Raw genomic sequence first — 19,943 nt, 5'->3', positions numbered from 1 at the left:
GCCGCCGCGGTCAGCGCTCCGCGCGGACGATCGCCAGCACGGCGTCGCGGAGTGCCTCCATGGTGGCGGCCGTGCGGGCCTCGCCGTTGTAGCGCAGGAACGGCTCCGTGTTGGACGGGCGGAGGTTGAACCACCACGTGCCGTCCTGGGCGGCGACCGTGGTGCCGTCCATGCGGGTCACCGTGGTGGCCACCCCGGCGAAGTCCTCGTGCACGGCCTGGCCCTCGCCGACGCCCTCGCCCACGGCGGGGGCGAACTGCGCCACCACCGCGGCCACGGCGGCGTCCTTGTCCTCGACCTGCGAGTTGATCTCGCCGGAGGCCACGTACGGCTCGTACTCCTCGGCCAGCTCGGACAGCGGCTGCTCCTGGCCGCCCAGGGCCGCCAGCACGTGCATGGCCGCGAGCATGCCGGTGTCCGCGTTGAAGAAGTCGCGGAAGTAGTAGTGCGCGGAGTGCTCGCCCCCGAACACGGCGGACTCGGCGGCCATGACCGCCTTGATGAAGGAGTGGCCCACGCGGGTCTCCACGGCCCGGCCCCCGTCGGCCGCCACGAGCTCGGGGACGGCGCGGGAGGTGATCAGGTTGTGGATGACCACGGGGGTCTGCTCGCCGTCGGCCTTCGCGCGGGCGATCTCGCGGCGGGCCACCAGGGCGGTGACCGCGGAGGGGGAGACCGGAGCGCCCTGCTCGTCGATCACGAAGCAGCGGTCGGCGTCGCCGTCGAAGGCCAGGCCGATGTCCGCACCGTGCTCCACGACGGCGGCCTGCAGGTCCCGCAGGTTCTCCGGCTCCAGAGGATTGGCCGGGTGGTTCGGGAAGGTGCCGTCCAGCTCGAAGTAGAGCGGCTCGATCTCCAGCGGCAGGGCGGCCAGCTCGGCGTCGCCGAGGACGGCCGGGGTGGTCTTGCCCGCCATGCCGTTGCCCGCGTCCACCACGACCTTCAGGCGGCGCACCCCCGTCAGGTCCACGAGCGAGCGCAGGTATGCGGCGTAGCCGGGGAGGATGTCCTCCTCCGTCACGGTGCCGGTGGTCTCGGCCGCGGGGATCTCACCGGCGTCGAGGTAGGCCTGGGCCGCGTCGCGGATCTCGAACAGCCCGGTGTCCGAGGAGACCGGCACGGCGCCGGCCTGGGCCATCTTCATGCCGTTGTACTCGGCCGGGTTGTGCGAGGCGGTGAACACCACGCCCGAGGCCTGCTTCACGCCCGCCGCGTAGTAGAGCATGTCCGTGGAGATCAGCCCCAGGGTGACGACGTCGGCGCCGCGGCGCGTGGCACCCTCGGCGAAGGCCGTCATGAACGCGGGCGAGGAGGGGCGCATGTCCCCGCCGACCAGCACGGTCTGACCGGCCAGGCCCAGCACGTCCACGAAGGCCGCGCCCACCGCGCGGACGCTCTCCGCCGTGATGGATTCGCCCACGATGCCGCGGACGTCGTACGCCTTGAAGGAGTCGTGCAGGTCGAGGGAGGGGGTCGAGGTAGTCACCCGACCGATCGTAGTGGACAGCCTGGATACAGTGAGGGCGTGCCCCCGACCACTCCGCCCCCGAGCGCGGGGCCCCCGGCCGTCCCGCCGTCGGGACCCGCGCCGGCCGCTCCCGGGGAGCCCGCGTACCGCAGGCTGCTGATCGGGCTGTTCCTGGCGGGGGTGGCCACGTTCGCCCAGCTCTACTCCCCGCAGGGCCTGCTGCCGCTCGTCAGCGACGACCTGGGCGTCCCCGCGGACCGTGCCGCCCTGCTCGTCTCCGCCAGCACACTCGGCCTCGCCGTGTCGGTGGTGCCGTGGTCCGTGGCCGGGGACCGGTGGGGCCGCCGACGCGCCATGGTGGTCTCGATGGTCTCCGCCAGTGCGTGCGCGCTCACGGGCGTCCTCGCGCCCACGTTCGAGGCCATGCTCGGCCTGCGCCTGCTCGAGGGCATGGCGCACGGGGGCGTCGCGGGACTCGCCGTGGCGCTGCTGGCGGAGGAGGTGGCCCCGCACGCGGTCGCGGCGGCCGCCGGCACCTACATCGCCGGCACCACCCTCGGCGGTCTCTCCGGCCGGCTCCTCGCCCTGCCCGTCGCGGAGGCGTCCTCGTGGCGCGGCGGCATGCTGGCCGTCACCGTGGTCGGTGTGCTGTGCACGGTCGGCTTCCTGGCGATCACCCCGCGTGCCCGACGTTTCACGCCGTCGCCCACCTCCGCGGCGGCGCTCGTGCGCATCGTGCGCGGTCACCTGAGCTCGCCGGAGCTCGTCGTCGTCTACCTGCAGGGGGCGCTGCTGATGGGTGGGTTCGTGGCGCTGTACAACTTCGTGGGATACCGCCTGCTCGACCCGCCGTTCTCCTGGACGCCGACGGCGGCCGGCCTCGTCTTCCTCGCCTATCTCGCGGGCACGTGGTCGTCGCCGCGCGCGGGTCGGCTGGCCGCGCGGGTGGGCCGGCTGCCCGTCCTGGCCGGCGCGACGGCGGCCATGGCGGCGGGCGTCGCCCTCACGTCGGTCCCGCATCCGGCGGTGCTGGTGCCCGCCCTCGTGCTCGTGACGGGCGCGTTCTTCGCCGCCCACGCCGTGGCCTCCGCGTGGTCCGGGACGGCCGCCCCCACGGGCCGCGCCCAGTCGACCTCCCTGTACAACTTCGCGTACTACGCCGGCTCGAGCCTCTTCGGCTGGCTGGGCGGCGTGTTCCACGAGTCCCATGGGTGGCCGGGGACGGTGCTGATGGTCCTGGCCCTGGTGCTGACCGCCCTGGCGAGCGCCGTCGTCGTGCTGCGCGGACGCGGGACGGCCCCGGCGCGCTGAGCCGGGGCCGTCGTGGGGGCGGGTGTGAGCGGGTCGACCCGCGGGTCACCAGCTGAGGGCCTCGGCATCCGTGCCGGTGGCGGACCGGGCCTGGTCGCGCCAGGCGGCGAGGACCTCCGGGTCCTGCAGCTCGAGCCACGCGATCATCTGCTGGTAGGTCACGCAGTAGGTGTCCTCCTCGACGCAGACCTCCCGCATGACCTTCTCCACAGCCGGGTTGAACGCGTTGAGACCCCAGTCGTTGAAGTGGTTGCCGAAGACCAGCGGGGCGCGGTTGCCCACGAACGCCGAGTCGTACATGTAGCGGTAGGTGCGGTACTGGAAGTCGGTGAGTCGGGAGACGTCCTCCGGGATGTCCTTGCCGCCGTTGCCGGAGATCCAGAAGTTGTAGTCCATCGCCATCACGAACGGGCTGGCCGCGTCCTTCTCGGCGAGCACGGGGGACCAGGTCATCGGCATCTCGAACTCCCAGATCCCGTCCTCCTGGTAGGGCCAGGCGACGCCGGAGGCGGCCGCGGCACGCGACGTGTCGTACTCGAGTCCGTTGTCCTTCCACATCGGGACGAGCTGGTCCCACTCCCCGTCGAGGCAGGGCAGACGTCCGCCCTTGACGTCGTCGGGGGTGACCTCCAGCGCCGGCAGGGAGCTGCCCGGGTTGTAGGCGCCGGGGTCGGAGAGGATGTCCGTGAACGAGCCGTACTCCTGCTTCCATTCGGCCGTGGACCACTGGTCTGCGCCGTACCTCGTGGGCGCGCACAGGTGACCCGCGTAGTGGGTGCCGATCTCGTGGCCGGCGGCGTGGGCCGTGTTGATGTTCTCGATGCGCTGCGCCACCTCGGCCTCGTCGCCGCCGAACTCCGTGCCCACGTAGCCGGGCTCGTTGCCGGGTGCCGTGTAGTTCTCCCGGTTGGCGGTCTCGATGAGGTTGATCGCGGACTGGAACACCGTGAACTTCGCGTCGGAGTCCGCGGCCGCGTCCAGGAAGGTCTTCCAGCGCGCGTCCTGACGGCCGCCGTCGAAGGAGAAGAGGACGAACTGCGGCGGGCGCTCCTCCGCCGTGAAGGCCCGCATCGGCACGCCCTCGTGGGAGCGGGCGGCCAGGGGGAGCGCGGGGTCCGCGGGGTCTGCGGCGGCCGACGGCGAGCCCTCACCGAACGACGACGCAGCCTGCGAGGAGGCCGCATCCGAGGACCGTCCCTGTGACGACGAGGCCTCGGATCCGTCCGCAGATGCGGGCGACGAGACGGCCGCGTCCGTGGCGCCGGAGGACCCGGCCGCCGTCCCCTCGTCCCCCTGCGGGGCGGCACAGCCGGCCAGCACGAGGGCGAGCGCCACCGACGTCCCCCACCAGCGGCGTCGCCGGGGCGAGGGGGTGTCGACGGTGCGGGCGGACGGGCGGGGGAAGGACATGCGGTCTCCTGGCTCGGTCGAGTGGCGGGCGGAGTGTCTCCTCCATGGCCGCCGTGACCAGACACGGAGAACTCCATTTTCTACCGTAGGCGAGGCCCTCGGTGGCTCTGGAGCCCTGGCAGAACTGTGACCAGGTTGTGATGTGGCGCCGCGGCCGCCGGCATGGCCCTCGCGGGCCACACCTAGACTGGAGGCATGGAATATCTCGTCCCTGTCCTCGCGGTGGTCGTCATCGGCGCCCTCGCGTTCGCCGCCGCCCGGTGGATGTCGGCTGGTCGAGCGCGTCAGGCGGCGGATCAGCGCACGCCGTCCGGTCGCGGGCTGGACATCGGACCGGAGCGGGCGCGTCTGGCGGCGGGGCTGCTGGACGAGGACGCCCATCGGCGCGTGTACGGGCACATCGCCCAGAGCCGTGTGATGGAGGCCGTGCGCGACTACCGCGCCCACACGGGACGCGGCCTGAAGGACGCCGTCATGGACGTGCAGTCCCTCGCCGTGCATCCGCAGGTCTACTCCGAGCCGGTGCAGGAACCGGACGCCACGTCCGCCGGAGTCGCGGGGCCCGTTCCCGACGACCATGGGGAGCCCCACCGGGACGATGCGGCCCCGGCCGAGACCCCCGGGCCGAAGCGGCCCGGACAGGATTCGAGCGGGCGGGGGGAGCCGGACGCCCAGACGCCCGATCGCGAGCCCTCTGACGCCGTGGCCGAGGACGACGCCCAGCAGGACACCGACCACGCCTCAGCTGCGCCGCGTCCGACGGCGACGCCCGCCGATGAGCTGACCACCCTGACCGTCCCGGCCGAGTGGACCGCCGCCCCCGCCGAGGAGGAGCTCCCCTTCGAGGTCGAGGTGATGCGGGGGACGGACTCCGTCCGCCTCTCCTCGCAGGACCTGCCGCCGTGGCTGCGCGACCAGCTCTCCGCCATGGTGCGGGACGGCAACCTCGAGTCCGCCGCCGTCCAGCTGTCCAGCCACTCGGAGCTCTCCGTCCCGGAGGCGTACGAGCTGCTGCGCCGCATGCGGGAGCGCCGCGGGGAGGGCTAGTCACCGGCCGGTCGGCATGTCAGGTCGCCGCGCGCAGACGCGAAGAGGGCCGGAATCGCGTGGATTCCGGCCCTCTCTCGCGGAGACGGGGGGATTTGAACCCCCGGCCCAACTTTCGTCGAGCCCTTCATTAGCAGTGAAGTCCATTCGGCCGCTCTGGCACGTCTCCTCCATCCGGCGCGCCTCGCACGGGGCGACGCGCGGTCAGACCGGTTCAGTTTAGCGCGCCAGGCCAGGGCAGGGCAAAGGAGCGGCGTGCTCACGGACGGATCACCATCGCGCACGAGCGGGGCCCCGGATCCATGGATCCGGGGCCCCGCGTGATCTGTCAGCCGTCCGGCCTGAGGCCGACGCGTCCGTTCAGATCAGATGCGATCCTTGCGGTCGTTGCGGCCGTCGAGGTCGCGATCGGTGGCGTCGCCGTCGACCTTGACGTCCTCGTGGCGGACCTCCTCGGTCACCGTCTCGGTGTCCTGCACCTGGCGCTTGCCCAGGGAGACCTTCTCGGCGTCCACGGTCTTGTTGACGACCGGGGTCTCCTCGTAGGTGGTGACCTCGACGTCGCCGTCGCGGCCGGCGGTGCGGGCCTCGGCGGAGTTCGGGTCGACGGACTCGCGCTCCACCACGACCTCCTCGCGGGTGACGGGCACCTCGACGGTCTCGGTGGTGGTGTAGGCCTGCTTGCGCAGACGGACGCGGCCGGAGGCGCGGCGCTCGGTGCCGACGTTCAGGTGCTCGTCCTTGACGACGACGGAGTCGGCGTCGGTCACCTCGCGGCGGTCACGATCGGCCACGTCGCGGCGGTCGCCGTCCACGACGGCCTCGTCGCGGCGGTCGGCCACGCCGGCCACACCCGCGGTGCCGGCCACGCCGGCGGCGCCGGCGTCGGTGCGCACGTCGTCACGACGCACGTCGCCGTCGTGATCCGCGGCGGAGTACTCCATGGAGTAGTACTCGTAGATGCGCTGCTCCTCCTCGGGGGTCAGCGAGCCGTCCGCGTCCACGTTCGGGGCGTCCTTCACGAAGGACTTCTCGAAGGGCACCGTGATGCCGTCGGCGGTGGTCTGGGCCTGCTGCAGCGGCACGAAGGTCTCGCGGGCGCCGAACAGGCCGGTCTTCACCGTGACGAAGGTGGGCTCGTTGGTGACGTCGTCGAGGTAGACCTGACCGACGGAGCCGATCTTGTCGCCGTCGGTGGCGAAGACGGTGGAGTTCTGCAGCTGGTCGAGAGCGTTGCGGTCCATGAGGAATTCTCCTTCTGAATTGGTGTTTTGTTGCCTTACGCTCATTCACAATTCCCCATGGGCCCGAGTGGCGTCAACCATCGGCCCCCCAGATTCCCAATTCCCAGACTTCTCCCAGAATCTCGGTGTGATCCGCATGATTCCGCGGATTCTTCGTCCGGGCCTGCTGTGGATCCTGGGGGATCGGTGGGAGTGTGGCGCATGCGGTCCGCGACCCTTGACGGCCACCGATATTGTGTGGAATACGCGCGCCGCAGGCGTGAAAACGATCCCGAGGAGAGTGGAGGCCCCATGTCCGAGCCCCTGGTGGCCGAGCGCCGCCTCGCAGTGGTGGGAGCCGGCCCCCGCGGCGTCATGCTGCTGGAGCGGATCCTCGCCCGACTCGAGGGCGCGGCCCCGGACGCACACCCCCGGCGGCTGCGCATCGACGTCGTGGACCCCTATCCGCCCGGGCCAGGGCGGGTGTGGCGCACGGACCAGTCCGAGCTGTACCTCATGAACACCCCCGCGTTCTTCCCGACCGCGTGCGCCGCCGACAACCCCGGTCTGCGCCCCTCCACCGCCGCCCAGACCTTCGACCAGTGGCGTCGCGTGCACCCGGAGGCCAGCCTCGGCGTGCGCCGCCACCAGTACCCGGCCCGAGCGGTCTACGGGCGCTACCTCCGGCACCTGTACAAGGACGTCGTCGCGGGGCTGCGCGCCCGCCCCGAGGTCGTCGAGGTCGTCGAGCACCGCGCGGAGGCCACCGCCCTGCACCCCCGGCCCGACGGCGGCGCCCGCCTGGAGCTGCGGGACGCCGACGGTGCGGTCTCCGCGCTCGACGCGGACGCCGTCGTGCTCTGCCTGGGCCATCAGCCGGCGGAGCTCAGCCCCGGCCAGAACCGGATGGCCGCCGCCGCGCGGGGCCGGGACGAGCTGCACTACCAGGGCCCGCAGATCCCCTCGGACGTGGACTGGGAGACCGTGGAGGCCGGGGCGGACGTCCTCGTGCGGGGCATGGGCCTGAACGCGTTCGACCTGCTGGCCCAGCTCACCCAGGGCCGGGGCGGGGTGTACCGCCGCACCGGCGACGGACCCGGCCGGGCCCTGCGGTACGAGCCGTCGGGGGACGAGCCGCGCCTGCACCTGATGTCCCGCCGCGGCATCCCGTACCTGCCCAAGGCGGAGGTGGACGCCTTCGTGCCCCGCGGCGTCACCCTCAGCTACCTCTCCGACGCCGCCGTGGACGCCCTCGCCGCCCGGCACGGGGCCCTGGACCTCGCCGAGCACCTCTGGCCGCTGCTGCACCGCGACGTGGTCCGGCACTACTACGCCACGCTCGTCCGGGCCCAGCCCGAGATCCTCGGCGGGCCCGTCGAGGCGCGCCGGTTCCTCGGGGAGCTCGTCGGCCAGCTCGAGGAGGCCGGCCGCGGCGCCCCCGTGACCTCCGCGCACGCCGAGGAGCTCCTCCAGCGGTACGCCCCCGGCCGCCGCTTCCTCGACATCCTGGCCTATGGGTCCCCGTTCGAGGACGCCGTGTTCGCCTCCCACGAGGACTATCAGCGGGCCGTCGCGGACCTCATGGAGCAGGCCTGCGTGGAGGCCGCCCTCGGGGAGGAGTCCCCGTTCATGATGGCCGTCGGCGCGCTCCATGCCGGCCGACTGCGGATCAAGGCGTGGATCGCCGAGGGCCGGATCGCCGAGGCCTCCCGCATCCGGGACGTCCAGGGCTGGTTCGAGCCGCTGGTCGAGGGCCTCGCCTCCGGGCCGCCCCTGTGGCGCGTCGAGCAGATGCTCGCGGTGCACCGGGCCGGCCTGCTCACCTGGGCCGGCCCCGCGCCCGTGGTCGAGGCCGAGGAACACGCATTCACCGCCCACAGCCCCCAGGTGGGAGCGCAGGACTCGCTGGGGCCCGCCGTCGTCGAGGGGGCCTGGCTGGTGGAGGCGATGATGCCGCCCAACCGCGTGCAGGCCGCCGCCTCCCCGCTGGTCCGTCAGATGCTGGCGGACGGCGTCGCCGCGGCCGGGACGTGGGAGGACGAGGAGGGTGTGCGCGTGCCCGCCACCGGCTTCGACGTCACGGCCCGCCCGTACCGGCTGCGGGCCGCGGACGGCACGGTCCACGCGGACGTGTTCGTGCTGGGCCTGCAGCTCTCGGGCGTGCAGTGGGGCACCGCGATCGCGGCCGAGGCCGGGGCCGATCCGGCCGGACGTGCCCTCTTCCTCGCCGACGCCGACGCCGCCGCGACGGCCGTGCTCGCCGGCTGAGCCCCCACGACGACGGCGGGGCCGTCCGGGTTGCTCCCGGACGGCCCCGCCGTCGTCATGCCGGGTGCGGCGCCCCGCGTCCCGTCAGGGACGGACCGGCCCGCGGCCCTTGCCGGGGTGCTCCGGGCCGTGGCCCTTGCCCGGGTGGTCGCCGCCGTGACCCGGGGTCGCGCCGACGCAGCGCAGCCACTCGCGCACGGAGTTCGCGGGCTTGCCCGGCACGCCGCGCGGATCGGTCACGCCGTCGCAGGTCTCGCCCGGGGAGGGCTCCGGCTCCGGGGTCGGCTCGGTCACGGGCGCGTCGAGCTGGAGGCCCACCAGGATCGGGTTGTGGTCCGAGGACCGCCACTGGTCCGCGGAGTACAGGTCCTCGGCCACGTAGTTGTGGCGCGAGTACTCCAGTGCCACGGATTCGTTCGCGTTGATCATCCAGATGTCCTGGCCGGTGATCGCCGTCGCCGCCGACGGCGAGGCGTAGATCCCGTCCAGGCTGCCGACGGCGCCGCCGAACGCGTACGAGTACTCGCCCGTGAGCGCGCCCTGCGAGAGGTACCCGGCCGCCTCGAGCACGCGGATCGGGTCCTCCTTCTCGTAGGCGTTGAAGTCGCCCATCAGCAGGACGCGGTCGGTGCCGGTCTCGGCCTTCATGCGCTCGGCGAAGGCCACGAGGGCCTCGGCCTGGCCCACGCGGTCCGCGTTGTACGCGCCCTGGCCGTCGCCCGCGTCCACGTTGTCCCCGGTCGCACCCGAGCCGCCCTTGGACTTGAAGTGGTTGGTGATCGCCACGAAGTCGGTGCCGGCCGCCCCCTCGGACGTGCCGTCGGCGGCGCGGAACAGCTGGGCCATCGGCTCGCGGGCGTTGTCGAAGTTCGTCTGGTCGTCCAGGATCACCGACTCGCCCACCGGGGTGACCTCGGCCGGCTGGTAGATGAACGCGGAGCGGATGACGTCCTCGTCCGCGAGCGCGGGACGGGTGGCCGGGGAGGCCACGTAGGCCCAGCGCTGCTCGCCGGCCTGCGCGTTGAGGGCCTCCACGAGGTGGGCCAGCGCGTGGTCCCGGTCGAGGCCGAACTTCTCGGAGTTCTCGATCTCCTCGAGCGCGACCACCGAGGTGCCGAGGCCGTTGATCGCGGCCGCGATCTTCTCCTGCTGGCGGGCGAACGCCTCGGAGGTGTAGGCGCCGCGCGGCAGGCAGCCGTTCGTGGTGACGGGGTTGCCGGCGCGGTCGCGGTAGGCGCTGCAGCCGGCCACGTCCTGACCCAGGGTCGTGAAGTAGTTGAGCACGTTGAAGCTGCCGACGGTGACGTTGCCGCCGACCGCCTCGGGGGCGGCCTCGGCCGGGCGGGTGTCCTCGATCGTCACGGGCTGGACGGCGGCCGCCGTGGCATCGGTGAGGTGGCCCAGCGGCTGGAAGGACCACGCGTCGAAGCGCCAGTCGAGGATGACTCCGGTGGTGAACTCCAGGCCCGCGCCCACGCGCACCGGCTGGTCCGCGTCCAGGTACGGCAGCGGATTCTGGTTGCCCGGCGAGCGCATGAAGTTCGTGGTGGCCCCGTCGTCGAGCACGATCAGCTGCTGCGCGTTGGCGGCCGCGACGGCCTGGGCCTCGGCGCCGGGCCGAGCCACGGACGTCGGGTTGTCCAGCGGCGTGGTGCCGGGGACGATGCCGAGGGAGCCGTACTGGTTGAGGGAGTAGTTGTCCGTGACCGTCCAGTCGCCCTGCGGGGCGAGGACCATGCCCTCGAGCGCCTCACGGTCGGCCTCCTCCAGCGGGAACTCCACCGGCGTGGGGGCCACGGCGCCGGGCTCGGCGACCGGCAGCACGCCGCCGGCGGCGACCTTGATCTGCGTGAGGCCGTAGTGCTCGGCCGCTTCGCCCGTGACCTGGACGTGGTCGCCGAGCGTCACGGAGCCGACCGTGTCCGGCGAGTACACGAACACGCCGTCGGAGGCGCCCGGGGTGGCGTCGGGGGTGTCGCCGCCGGTGCCGGCGGTCTGGATGTAGTAGCCGTCGTAGCCGCCCGTGGAGTACACGGCGGTGACGACGCCGGTGGTGGTCACCTGGCGCCCGGCGTACGGGGTGGCCGTGCCGGTGCCCTGGAGCTGGGCGATGGTGATCCGCTCGGCCGGGGTCGGCTGCGGCTCGGGCTCCGGGGTCGGCTCGCCGCCGGTGGCGGCGGCGTTGGTCGGGGTGACCTGGTCGGTGACGGTGAAGTCGGCGCTGTTGTCGTCCGTGTCCACGCCGTTCGTGCGGGTGAGGGACTTCGGGTCCGAGTTGGCCGAGGGGGCGCCGGCAGCCGCTGTTTCGAAGGTGTTCGTGGCTCCGTAGCCGAGCACGTCCGCGACGCCCGGCACCTGGCCGGTCACCACGGAGCCGACCGGCAGGTCCGTCACGGTGCCCGCCTGGCGCGCGAGCACGATCGTGCCCTTGGTGCCCGCGGGGTTGAACGCCCCGCCGGCCACGAGGTCTGCCTGCGGCAGGGCCGCGCCCGCGGTGCCGTTGGAGCCGCCAGAGACCAGGAAGTGGCCCTTCGCGGGCACCGTGCCGGACAGCGCGACCGTGCCCTGGGTCGCGGCCGTGCCGGCGGCGGAGCGGTACTGCAGGGACCAGCCGTCGAGGTTGATCGGCTGGTCGGTGGGGTTGTAGAGCTCCACGAACTTGTGGGTGTACACGGCGTTCGCGGAGCCGCCGTTGGTGTATGCCTCGTTGATGACGAGGGAGTCGCCGGCCGGGCTGGCCTGGGAGGGCAGGGCCACGGCGGGGGCGAGCAGGGCCAGGGCGGCGGTGGTCACCGCGGTGCGCGCGGCGAAGCGGGGCAGGGGGGTCATGTCGTCCTCGGTCTCGTTCTCGATGGGTCAGCGCGGCAGGCCCGCGGCGGTCAGCCAGGCATGGGCGGAGAAGACGGGGTGCGTGGCGGCGCCGCGCTGCACGCCGCGGCCCTTGCCCGGGTGGTCCTCGCCCTTCACGCGGCCCTTGCCCGGGTGGTCGGCGCCCTTGTCATGGCCCTTGCCATGACCCTTGCCCGGGTGGGTCGGGGCGGGCTGCTCCGGCTCGGTGGGGGACGGGGCCGCGGTGACCTCGAGGGCATGGCGCACCACGGTCGTGCTGCCGTCGGCGTAGCGCACGGTCATCACGAGCTCGCCCGTGCCCGCCGCGGCGGGGGCGGTGATCCCGGAGAGCGTGACGGTCTCGGAGCCCGCGGGGACGGCCACGGTGCCCAGGGCGGTCTCGGTGCCGTCGGCCGTGCGGAAGGCGACGTCGACCGCGGTCGCCGCGGGGGCGCCGTCGGAGTCCACCACGAGGTCCCCGAGGGTCAGGCCGACGGCCTGCCCGGCCTCGACCGAGGCGGGGGCGTCGGTGACCGGCACGCCGTTCTTGCCGAAGTCCGGGGCGACGGCGCCGTGGGCCGCGTCCTGGGCGCGGGCGTAGTCCGTGATCGCCTGGGAGTCCAACAGGCCCATGTTCACGAAGTTCTGGCGGCCGGTCGCGAAGGCGGTGTAGCCGTCGGGGGCCTTGGTCGGGTCCCCGAGCGTCGTCCAGGTGTCGTCGGCCAGGAACGACTGGCTGGCCACCGTGTACATGCGGTCCGCCTGGAGCGGCTCGCCGTCGATCCACACGCCGGTCACCTTGTCCCCCTGCGGGCGGGACTCGTCGTAGGTCCAGGTCAGCTCCTCGGACCAGCCGAGGGTGAACTTGCGCACGTCGTTCCGCCAGTTCTCCTCGAGGGCCAGCTTGATGGAGGAGCCCGGGATGTCGAAGTAGGTGATGGTGTTGCCGAACGGCGCCATGTCGAGCAGCTCGCCCAGGGTGAGGCGACCGACGAGGTCGGCCGGCTTGGCCGGGAACGCGCCGCCGTCGGTGAAGCGGTCCGTCAGCAGCTCGGAGCGCAGGCCGCCGGGGTTGGTCACGCCGAGGTCCACCTCGGGGTTCGCCTGCTCGGCGGCGTGCTTGACGGCGTCGCCCACCCAGGTGCCCAGGGTGGTCTCGGCGGCGCGCGTGCCGCCGGCCTTCCAGGAGCCGCCGGCGTCGATGAGCTTCTGGTAGTCGGTGGTGATGGAGGCGGACAGGTCGGCCACGACCTCGCCCTGCAGGTCCTCGAAGACCGCGACGGCCTCCTGCTCGATCGCGTACACCTGGGCGGTGACGGGGGATTCCGCGGCGGCCTCGGCGGGGGCCTGCGTGGACCGGGTCAGCAGGCGCGGGGTGAGCCCGGTGACCTCGCCGTCGGCGCCCACGGTCAGCTCGACGGCGGCCAGGTGGCTGCCGGAGGCGCCCGCCTGGATCACGGGGCGGTGGGCGCCGCCGGCCGTGGTGTCGTACTGGTAGAGCTGGTGGGTGTGGGCGTTGAAGATGACGTCCACGGCGGAGGAGGTCTCGCCGACGATCCGGTCGAACTCGGCCCGGGCCGCCCGCTCGGCGGCCAGCTCGCCCGCACCGGCGGCACCGTCGTGGTACGAGGCCACGATCACGTCGGCGGCGTCCTGGGCCGCCAGCTCGTCGGCGACCGCGTTCACGGCGGCGACCTCGTCGAGGACCTCGTTGCCCTTCAGACCCGCGCCGGTGGTGGTCGCGTACAGCTCGTTGGGGGAGGCGCCGATGACGGCGACGCGCACGCCGTCGACGTCGAAGACGGCGTGCGAGGTGAGGACGGGCTCCTTGCTCGTCGGGTCCACCAGGTTGGCGGAGAGCACCGGGAACTGGGCCCGGGACTCCACGCGGCCCTGCAGGTCGTCCAGGCCCTTGTCGAACTCGTGGTTGCCGGCGGTCAGCGAGGCCAGGCCGAGCGCGTTCATCACGTCGATCGTCGGGTTGTCCTGCTGCACGTTGGACACGGACTTCGAGCCGCCGATCAGGTCGCCGGCGCTGGTCAGCAGCGTGGAGCCGGCGCCGTGCTCGGCCTCGAACGCGGTGCGGTAGTCCTCCACGGTGTCCGCGAACTGCGTGCCGATGTAGTCCCCGGACAGCGCGCCGTGGAAGTCGTTGAAGGACAGGATCGAGATGGTGGTCTCGTCCGCGGCGGCCGTCTCGACGGCGAGGGCGGGCGCCGCACTCGCGGGCGCGAGGACGAGGACGGTGCAGGCGGCCGTGGTGACGGCACGGCGGCGGAACAGGCTGGGCATGGCTCTCCCCGGGATGCGTGATGACAGAGGTGCGCCGCCGGTGGACGGCGGGGTGACGCGCGGAGTCCATCACATCCAGGTGGCCTCCAGGTGAACGAGAGGCGGCGGGCCGTCCGGCCCGCCGCCTCTCGTCGTGTGCACGCGGATGGTGAGGGATTCGAACCCTCGGCACGGGGTCACCGCGCACCGGTTTTCAAGACCGGCTCCTTCGGCCGCTCGGACAACCATCCCGGGCCTGACCGCGACGGCGTGGGCCGCCGCGTCGAGGACCCACTCTAGCCCGTGGCCCGGCGGGCGACCGGTGGCGAGTCCGGCCCCCGCGCGCGAGGATGGACCCTCGACCCCCGACCAGAGGAGGAGACCCCCATGGACGTCCCCGCACAGATGCGCGCCGTGCGATTCACCGGTGCCGGCGACAACGGCGTCGTCCGCGTGGGCCACGAGCCCGTGCCGGACCCCGGCCCGGGCGAGGTGCTGGTGCACGTGGCCGCCGCGGGTCTCAACCGCGCGGACATCGCGCAGCGCGAGGGCCGCTATCCGCCGCCGCGCGGCGCCTCCGAGATCCCCGGGCTCGAGGTCTCCGGCACCGTGGCGGCGCTGGGACCCGAGGCCGGGATGCCGGGGGAGGGGCGCTTCGCCGTCGGTGACCGGGTGTGCGCTCTCCTGGCCGGCGGGGGCTTCGCCGAGTACGTCGCCGTGCCGGCGGGCCAGCTCATGGCCGTCCCCGACGGCGTCGGCCTCGTCGAGGCGGCGGCCCTGCCGGAGGTCGCCTGCACGGTGCACTCGGCGCTCGTGGGCCGTGCGGGCGTGCAGGCCGGGGACCGGGTGCTCGTGCACGGCGCCACCGGCGGCATCGGCTCCTTCGCCGTCCAGTTCCTCGCCGCGCTCGGTGCACGGGTGCTGGGCACCGCCGGCGGCCCGGAGAAGGTGGCGCTCGGTCGGCGGCTGGGCGCCGAGCACATGTTCGACCACCGCGCCGCCGAGTCCGGTGCCTTCGCCCCGTGGGTCAAGGAGGTCACGGACGGCCACGGCGCGGACGTCATCCTCGACGTCGTCGGCGCCCCGTACCTGGCGCCCAACGTGTCCGCGCTCGCCCCCGAGGGACGCATCGTGACGCTCGCGGTCCAGGGCGGCGCCGTCCCGGAGGACTTCAACATCATGAAGCTGGTGGTCAAGCGCGGCTGGCTCACGGGGGCGACGCTCCGCTCCCGCTCGGTCGTGGACAAGGCCGGGATCGTGGCCGCGGCCGAACGTGCCGTGTGGCCCCTGGTGGCGGCGGGCCGCATCGACGCGAGCGTCGGGGCGTGCTTCCCGCTCGCCGAGGCCGCCGAGGCGTTCGACTGGTTCGACTCCGCCACCCGCACGGGCAAGGTCGTGCTCGTCACCGACCCCGCCGACGCGCGCCGGCCGTCCGGCGACCGCGCATGAGGGGGCCCTTCGCACGCTTCCGTCAGGAGCGTGCCGACGACCGCGAGCTCGGCACGGGGCTGTGGCGCCGTGCCCACGACCGACTCGGCCGGGCCCTGGACCGCTACTGGCAGGTGCTGGAGGGCCAGCGGGGCACGGACGTGCTGAGCCCCGAGGAGCGCAACGGCGTGGTCCACGCCGGCAACGTCCTCACGGAACGGCTCCCCGCGGTCCGCGCCCTGTGCGTCCGCCTGCACCGGGACCACGAGGGCGACGGCGAGCACATCCCGGCCGAGGCCGCCGACGTCCACCGTGAGCTCTCCCGCGCCGCGCACGAGCTGGCCGCGACCGCCCAGGCCCTCGCCCTGTACCGGCTCGGTCAGGGTTCGGCGGAGTCGGTCGGCCGGCACGCCGAACGCACCCTCGGCCACCTGGACCGGGCGGAGGAGCTGGGAGCCAGGCTCTGACGGCGGCGCGCCCCGGAGGGCCGGCCCGGAGACGAGAGGACCCCGCCGCGTGATCACGCGGCGGGGCCCGGGGGAGCCCCCTGCCGGATTCGAACCGGCGACCTGCTCTTTACGAGGGAGCTGCTCTGGCCAGCTGAGCTAAGGAGGCACGTGACCGTGAACGGCCACGGCTGACGAGCATACCGGTTTCGCGGCCCCGATTCCACCGCACGGCTGGGCGCGCGGGCCACCGAGTGTGGCCCGCCCCTTCTGCGGGCGTTCACCCCCAGGCCATGCCGCGGCCAGACGGGGACGGTTCCCTGGTGGGCACACACCGTCGACGGGAGACGCATGAGCCTGCCCCACGCCCCTCGCACCCCGGCACCCCCTGCCGCGGCCTCGTCAGCCGTGCCCCTCCGCCTGGCCGTGGTGGACATGTCCGGCACGTCCATCGTGGAGCACGGGCTCCAGGACACGGCGTTCGCCCGCACGTTGGACCAGCACGGCGTCCCGGCGGGCACGCCGGAGCACGACGACGCCGCGCGGCGGTTCCGCGCGCTCCGGCCCACCTCGCGCACGGCCGTGTTCCCCCGCGTGTTCGCCGACCGGGCGGTGGCCGCGGCGGCGACCCGCACGTTCGAGGCGACCTTCGACGCGCTGTTGGGCCAGCACGGCGTCCAGGCCGTCCCGGGCGCGGAGGAGGCGCTCGTCCGCCTGCGCGCCCTCGGCCTCCACGTGTGCCTCTGCACCGGCTACGCCCGCCACACCCAGAACATGATCCTCGAGTCGCTGGGGTGGATGGGCCTGGCGGATCTGAGCCTCTCCCCGGACGACGCCGGCCGCGGCGTCCCCTACCCGGACATGATCCTCACCGCCCTGCTCGGTCTCGACCTCGACGACGTCCGCAGCGTCCTCGTGGTCGGGGACACCGCGGAGGACATGACGGCCGGGCGCCGCGCGGGGGCCGGACTCGTGGTCGGCGTGCGCACGGGTCGCGACGCGGACGACGTCCTGCTGGCGGCGGGCGCGGACCGGGTGGTGCCGGGCCTGGCCGACGTGCCGGACCTGGTGGTCCGCACCCGCTGAGCCGGCGCCGGCCCGCCCCGCGCGGCCGCTCAGCGACGTCGCGGGGTGCGCACCCGGCGGGGCAGCAGGGCCAGCATCATGGCTTCGAGGGCCAGCTGCTCCGGCACGTTGGCGGCGATGCGCTCGCGGGCCGTGGTGACGGCGTCGATCCGGGCGAGCACCTCGGCCGAGTCGCCGGCGGCGCCGCGGGCGTACGCCTCGATCTCGTCCCGACGGTGCTCGTTGATGAGCTCGCCGTCGGCCCCCAGCTGCACGCGCAGCACGTCCCGGAACAGGCCCATGACGTCGATCATGGCCCGGTCCAGCGAGTCCCGGACGGCGCGGCGCCGCCGGCGGGTCTGGTCCTCCTCGAGCCGTTTGACGTGGTGGCGGAGCTTGGGCGGGACGGGCTCGCCGGGCTCGAGGCCCAGGGAGCGGCGCAGTGCCTCGAGCTCCTCGGCGTCCCGGGCTTCGGCGGCGGACTCGGCCTCGGCCTTGGACACCTCGGCCAACGTGGCGGCCAGGGCCATCGCGTCGGAGACGGCGGTGGCCTGGAGCGGCAGGGAGAGGATGCGCTCGCGGCGTTCGAGGGCCTCCGGGTCCCGCGCGAGGCGGCGGGCCATGCCCACGTGCGACTGGGAGATCCGGGCGGTGGTGAGCGCCGTCTCGCGGTCCAGCCCGTCGCGGCGGTGCAGCAGCTCCGCCACCTGCTCCACGGCGGGGATGCTCAGCGTGATCAGCCGGCAGCGGGAGCGGACGGTGGGGAGCACGTCCGCGGGGGACGGGGCGCACAGCATCCAGATCGTGCGGGCCGGCGGCTCCTCGATGGCCTTGAGCAGCACGTTCGTGGCGCGCTCCGTCATGCGGTCCGCGTCCTCCATGAGGAAGATCCGCCAGCGCCCGGTGGCGGGGGTGGACTGGCCGGCCTCCACGAGGGCGCGGACGTCCTCGATCCGATAGCTCACCGCCTCGGTGGCCAACACGGTCACGTCCGGGTGGGTGCCGCCGAGGACGGTGCGGCACGCGTGGCACTCGCCGCAGCCGCGCGCCGCCGGGTCTGCGACCTCGCACTGCAGGGCCGCGGCGAACGCACGCGCCGCCGTCGACCGGCCGGAGCCGGGCGGGCCCGTGAACATCCAGGCGTGGGTGGGACGGTCCTCGGCCGCGGCGCGGCGCAGCTGGGCCACCGCGGCCTCCTGGCCCGCGAGGTCCGCGAACACGGCGGGGGCGGGGGCCGTCATCGGTCGGCCGCCTGGGCGGTGACGCGGGCCAGCGCGCGGGCGGTGAGCTCCTGCGGCGGCAGCGCGCCGTCGAGCACGAGGTACCGCTCGGGCGCGGCCGCCGCGCGCGCGAGGAAGGCGGCGCGCAGGGCCTCGTGCCGGTCCGCCGTCTCCCGCTCCATGCGGTCGGGGCTGCCCTCGCCCCCCGCCGCGCGGCGGTCACGCCGGTCCGCGGCGGTGGCCGCGTCCACGTCGATCAGCACCGTCAGATCGGGGACGAGGCCGTCCGTGGCCCACTCGTTCAGGGCGGCGATCCGCGCCTCGCCCAGCCCGCGCGCCGCGCCCTGGTAGGCGACGGACGAGTCCACATACCGGTCCGTGACGACGACGGCGCCCCGGGCCAGCGCGGGGCGCAGCGTGCGGACGGCGTGGGCGGACCGGGCCGCGGCGAACAGCAGCGCCTCGGTGCGGGGGTCCACGGGGGCGTGCCCGGGGTCCAGCAGCAGCTCCCGCAGCGTCTCGCCCAGGTCCGAGCCGCCGGGCTCGCGCGTGAGCACCACCTCGTGGCCCGCGGCGCGCAGGGCCTCGGTCAGGGCGCGGGCCTGGGTGGACTTGCCGGATCCGTCTGGTCCCTCGACGGCGACGAACAGGCCGCGATGTTCGGTCTGGGTGCTCACGCCTCGAGCCTAGACGCCGCCCCGGACGGGGAGGGAACCCGGCCGGGCCGACCGCCTAGACTGACCGGCATGAGCGCCCCCATGCACTTCGCCCTGCTCGTCGACCACTGGCTGTTCCGCGTCCTGGCGATCGCCGCGCTCGTGCTCGAGGTCTGGGCGCTGGTGGACGTCGTCCGGCGCCGCCCCGACGACTTCGCCCGCATCGGGGGCCGGGACAGGAGCTTCTGGCTGATCCTCACCGGCGTCGCCGCCGTCGTCGGGCTCCTCGGCGTGCTCGCGGGCGGCGGGATGGGCATGTTCGGCCTCGTGGCCGCGTGCGTGGCGTGCGTCTACCTCGCCGGCCCCCGCCAGGACATGGGCCCGGCCCTGCGCCGCTGAGGGTCCCGCGCCGTCGGCGCCGCCCTCATGACGACGGCGCCACCGCCGCCCAGCGCACGCTCAGCTCCCCGCGCCGCCACTGGTGCGGGCCGCCCAGCACGGGCCAGCCCGCCGCGCGGAGCGTGCCGACCGTCGCCAGCCACCGCTGCCGCGTCCCGTAGGCCGCGAGCGGGGCGTGCGCGGCCCACGCGGCGTCGGCCTCCGCCAGGAGCCGATGGACGGGCTCGCCGGGTACGTGCCGGTGGATGAGGACCTTCGGCAGGCGCGCCGCCACGTCCGAGGGGCGGGCGAAGGACCCCAGCCGGAGGGCCACGGTCAGGCTCGCGGGCCCGTCCCGACGCAGGTCCACCCAGGCCGCCCGCCGGCCGTCCTCGGAGCAGGTGCCCTCCACGAGGACGCCGTCGTCGGCGAGCCCCGCGCACAGCAGGGACCAGATCGCGGGCACGTCCTCCTCCCGGTACTGGCGCAGCACGTTGAACGCGCGCACCACGGTGGGCGGCCGCGGCACGGGCAGCTCGAAGCCGCCGACCGCCCAGGTGACCCCCGGCAGGCCGCCGGCCCGCTCCCGCGCCCGGGCCACCCGAGCGGGGTCGATCTCGAGGCCCACCAGCTCGAGGGCCGGGTTCTGCACGCGCAGCCGCTGGGCCATCTCGACGGCGGTCACCGGCTCCGCGCCGAAGCCCAGGTCCACGGCCAGCGGGCGGGGAGTGCGCCGCAGCAGGGGGCCGTGCACGTCCGTGAGCCAGCGGTCCACCCGGCGCATCCGCTGCGCCGCCGTCGTGCCGCGGGTGATGTGGCCCTGCGGGCCCCGTGCCGGGACTGGGCCGGGCGTCGTGCGCGCGCGCAGCCGCCGGGCCTTCTCCACCATGGGCTCCAGCGTAGGGGAGCGGCGGGACGGGTCC

Annotated in this window: 15 protein-coding genes and 3 tRNA genes; 7 read left to right on the top strand and 11 right to left on the bottom strand. The window is 74.3% G+C overall.

What is annotated here, in order from left to right; translation table 11 throughout:
- Positions 1-10 precede the first annotated feature (10 nt).
- A complete protein-coding gene (locus OVA32_RS00175; RefSeq protein WP_060973572.1) occupies positions 11-1,486 on the bottom strand; it encodes a phosphomannomutase/phosphoglucomutase in 1,476 nt (491 codons plus the stop codon).
- 141 nt (positions 1,487-1,627) lie between these two features.
- Between OVA32_RS00175 and OVA32_RS00170 the strand changes: the two genes are divergently transcribed.
- Entirely contained in the window at positions 1,628-2,779 is a 1,152-nt protein-coding gene (locus OVA32_RS00170) for an MFS transporter (protein ID WP_260843503.1), read from the top strand.
- 45 nt (positions 2,780-2,824) lie between these two features.
- Here OVA32_RS00170 and OVA32_RS00165 read toward each other — a convergent pair whose 3' ends face one another.
- A complete protein-coding gene (locus OVA32_RS00165; RefSeq protein WP_134376977.1) occupies positions 2,825-4,189 on the bottom strand; it encodes a hypothetical protein in 1,365 nt (454 codons plus the stop codon).
- A 195-nt stretch (positions 4,190-4,384) separates the two neighbouring features.
- Between OVA32_RS00165 and OVA32_RS00160 the strand changes: the two genes are divergently transcribed.
- The gene (locus OVA32_RS00160; protein ID WP_060973961.1) at positions 4,385-5,236 is read left to right on the top strand and encodes a hypothetical protein; all 852 of its coding nucleotides are present in this window, start codon (positions 4,385-4,387) and stop codon (positions 5,234-5,236) included.
- Between the two features lie 80 nt (positions 5,237-5,316).
- Here the strand turns inward: OVA32_RS00160 and OVA32_RS00155 are convergent.
- Both OVA32_RS00155 and OVA32_RS00150 read right to left on the bottom strand, forming a co-directional pair.
- Positions 5,317-5,405: transfer RNA gene (locus tag OVA32_RS00155), tRNA-Ser, on the bottom strand.
- A 196-nt stretch (positions 5,406-5,601) separates the two neighbouring features.
- Positions 5,602-6,480: a PRC and DUF2382 domain-containing protein gene (locus OVA32_RS00150; protein WP_036383728.1), complete on the bottom strand. Its 879-nt coding sequence runs from the start codon at positions 6,478-6,480 to the stop codon at positions 5,602-5,604.
- A gap of 291 nt (positions 6,481-6,771) precedes the next feature.
- Here OVA32_RS00150 and OVA32_RS00145 point away from each other — a divergent pair, with 291 nt between their 5' ends.
- Positions 6,772-8,727 carry an FAD/NAD(P)-binding protein gene (locus tag OVA32_RS00145; RefSeq protein WP_060973962.1) on the top strand — a complete coding sequence of 652 codons (1,956 nt, stop codon included), beginning with the start codon at positions 6,772-6,774 and terminating at the stop codon, positions 8,725-8,727.
- An 84-nt stretch (positions 8,728-8,811) separates the two neighbouring features.
- Here the strand turns inward: OVA32_RS00145 and OVA32_RS00140 are convergent, their stop codons facing one another.
- The 3 genes from OVA32_RS00140 to OVA32_RS00130 all read right to left on the bottom strand — a co-directional run bounded on the left by OVA32_RS00140 (position 8,812) and on the right by OVA32_RS00130 (position 14,078).
- Positions 8,812-11,556 (bottom strand): ExeM/NucH family extracellular endonuclease, encoded by a 2,745-nt coding sequence (locus OVA32_RS00140; RefSeq protein WP_182496703.1) that lies wholly within the window; start codon positions 11,554-11,556, stop codon positions 8,812-8,814.
- Positions 11,557-11,583: 27 nt separating this feature from the next.
- Positions 11,584-13,848 (bottom strand): bifunctional metallophosphatase/5'-nucleotidase, encoded by a 2,265-nt coding sequence (locus tag OVA32_RS00135; RefSeq protein ID WP_134376976.1) that lies wholly within the window; start codon positions 13,846-13,848, stop codon positions 11,584-11,586.
- A 142-nt stretch (positions 13,849-13,990) separates the two neighbouring features.
- Positions 13,991-14,078 (bottom strand) — tRNA-Ser (locus OVA32_RS00130).
- Between the two features lie 136 nt (positions 14,079-14,214).
- Between OVA32_RS00130 and OVA32_RS00125 the strand changes: the two genes are divergently transcribed.
- Together OVA32_RS00125 and OVA32_RS00120 are read left to right on the top strand one after the other, a co-directional pair.
- Entirely contained in the window at positions 14,215-15,276 is a 1,062-nt protein-coding gene (locus tag OVA32_RS00125) for an NAD(P)H-quinone oxidoreductase (protein ID WP_081097720.1), read from the top strand.
- Positions 15,273-15,722: a hypothetical protein gene (locus tag OVA32_RS00120; protein WP_073117220.1), complete on the top strand. Its 450-nt coding sequence runs from the start codon at positions 15,273-15,275 to the stop codon at positions 15,720-15,722. The genes OVA32_RS00125 and OVA32_RS00120 overlap by 4 nt, the downstream gene beginning before the upstream one ends.
- Before the next feature lie 74 nt (positions 15,723-15,796).
- Here the strand turns inward: OVA32_RS00120 and OVA32_RS00115 are convergent.
- Positions 15,797-15,870: transfer RNA gene (locus OVA32_RS00115), tRNA-Thr, on the bottom strand.
- Between the two features lie 182 nt (positions 15,871-16,052).
- Here OVA32_RS00115 and OVA32_RS00110 point away from each other — a divergent pair.
- Entirely contained in the window at positions 16,053-16,787 is a 735-nt protein-coding gene (locus tag OVA32_RS00110; RefSeq protein ID WP_073117221.1) for an HAD family hydrolase, read from the top strand.
- Between the two features lie 29 nt (positions 16,788-16,816).
- On the opposite strand, the gene OVA32_RS00105 is transcribed toward OVA32_RS00110, so the two are convergent.
- Both OVA32_RS00105 and tmk read right to left on the bottom strand, forming a co-directional pair.
- On the bottom strand, positions 16,817-18,007 hold the full coding sequence (locus OVA32_RS00105) for a DNA polymerase III subunit delta' (protein WP_063189346.1): 1,191 nt from the start codon (positions 18,005-18,007) through the stop codon (positions 16,817-16,819).
- The gene (gene tmk / locus OVA32_RS00100) at positions 18,004-18,663 is read right to left on the bottom strand and encodes a dTMP kinase (protein WP_073117222.1); all 660 of its coding nucleotides are present in this window, start codon (positions 18,661-18,663) and stop codon (positions 18,004-18,006) included. Before tmk ends, OVA32_RS00105 begins: the two co-directional genes overlap by 4 nt.
- 81 nt (positions 18,664-18,744) lie before the next feature.
- Here tmk and OVA32_RS00095 point away from each other — a divergent pair, with 81 nt between their 5' ends.
- Positions 18,745-19,041, top strand: coding sequence for a DUF2516 family protein (locus tag OVA32_RS00095; protein WP_063189348.1), 297 nt, complete (start codon positions 18,745-18,747; stop codon positions 19,039-19,041).
- A 25-nt stretch (positions 19,042-19,066) separates the two neighbouring features.
- On the opposite strand, the gene OVA32_RS00090 is transcribed toward OVA32_RS00095, so the two are convergent.
- The gene (locus tag OVA32_RS00090) at positions 19,067-19,909 is read right to left on the bottom strand and encodes a hypothetical protein (RefSeq protein WP_060974309.1); all 843 of its coding nucleotides are present in this window, start codon (positions 19,907-19,909) and stop codon (positions 19,067-19,069) included.
- Positions 19,910-19,943 lie beyond the last annotated feature (34 nt).

Origin of the sequence: Micrococcus sp. SL257 (genome assembly GCF_026625585.1) — a bacterium.
Lineage (GTDB): Bacteria > Actinomycetota > Actinomycetes > Actinomycetales > Micrococcaceae > Micrococcus > Micrococcus luteus.
The sequence above is the reverse complement of the archived record's forward strand: the minus strand, read 5'-3'. Positions and strand labels throughout refer to the sequence as shown.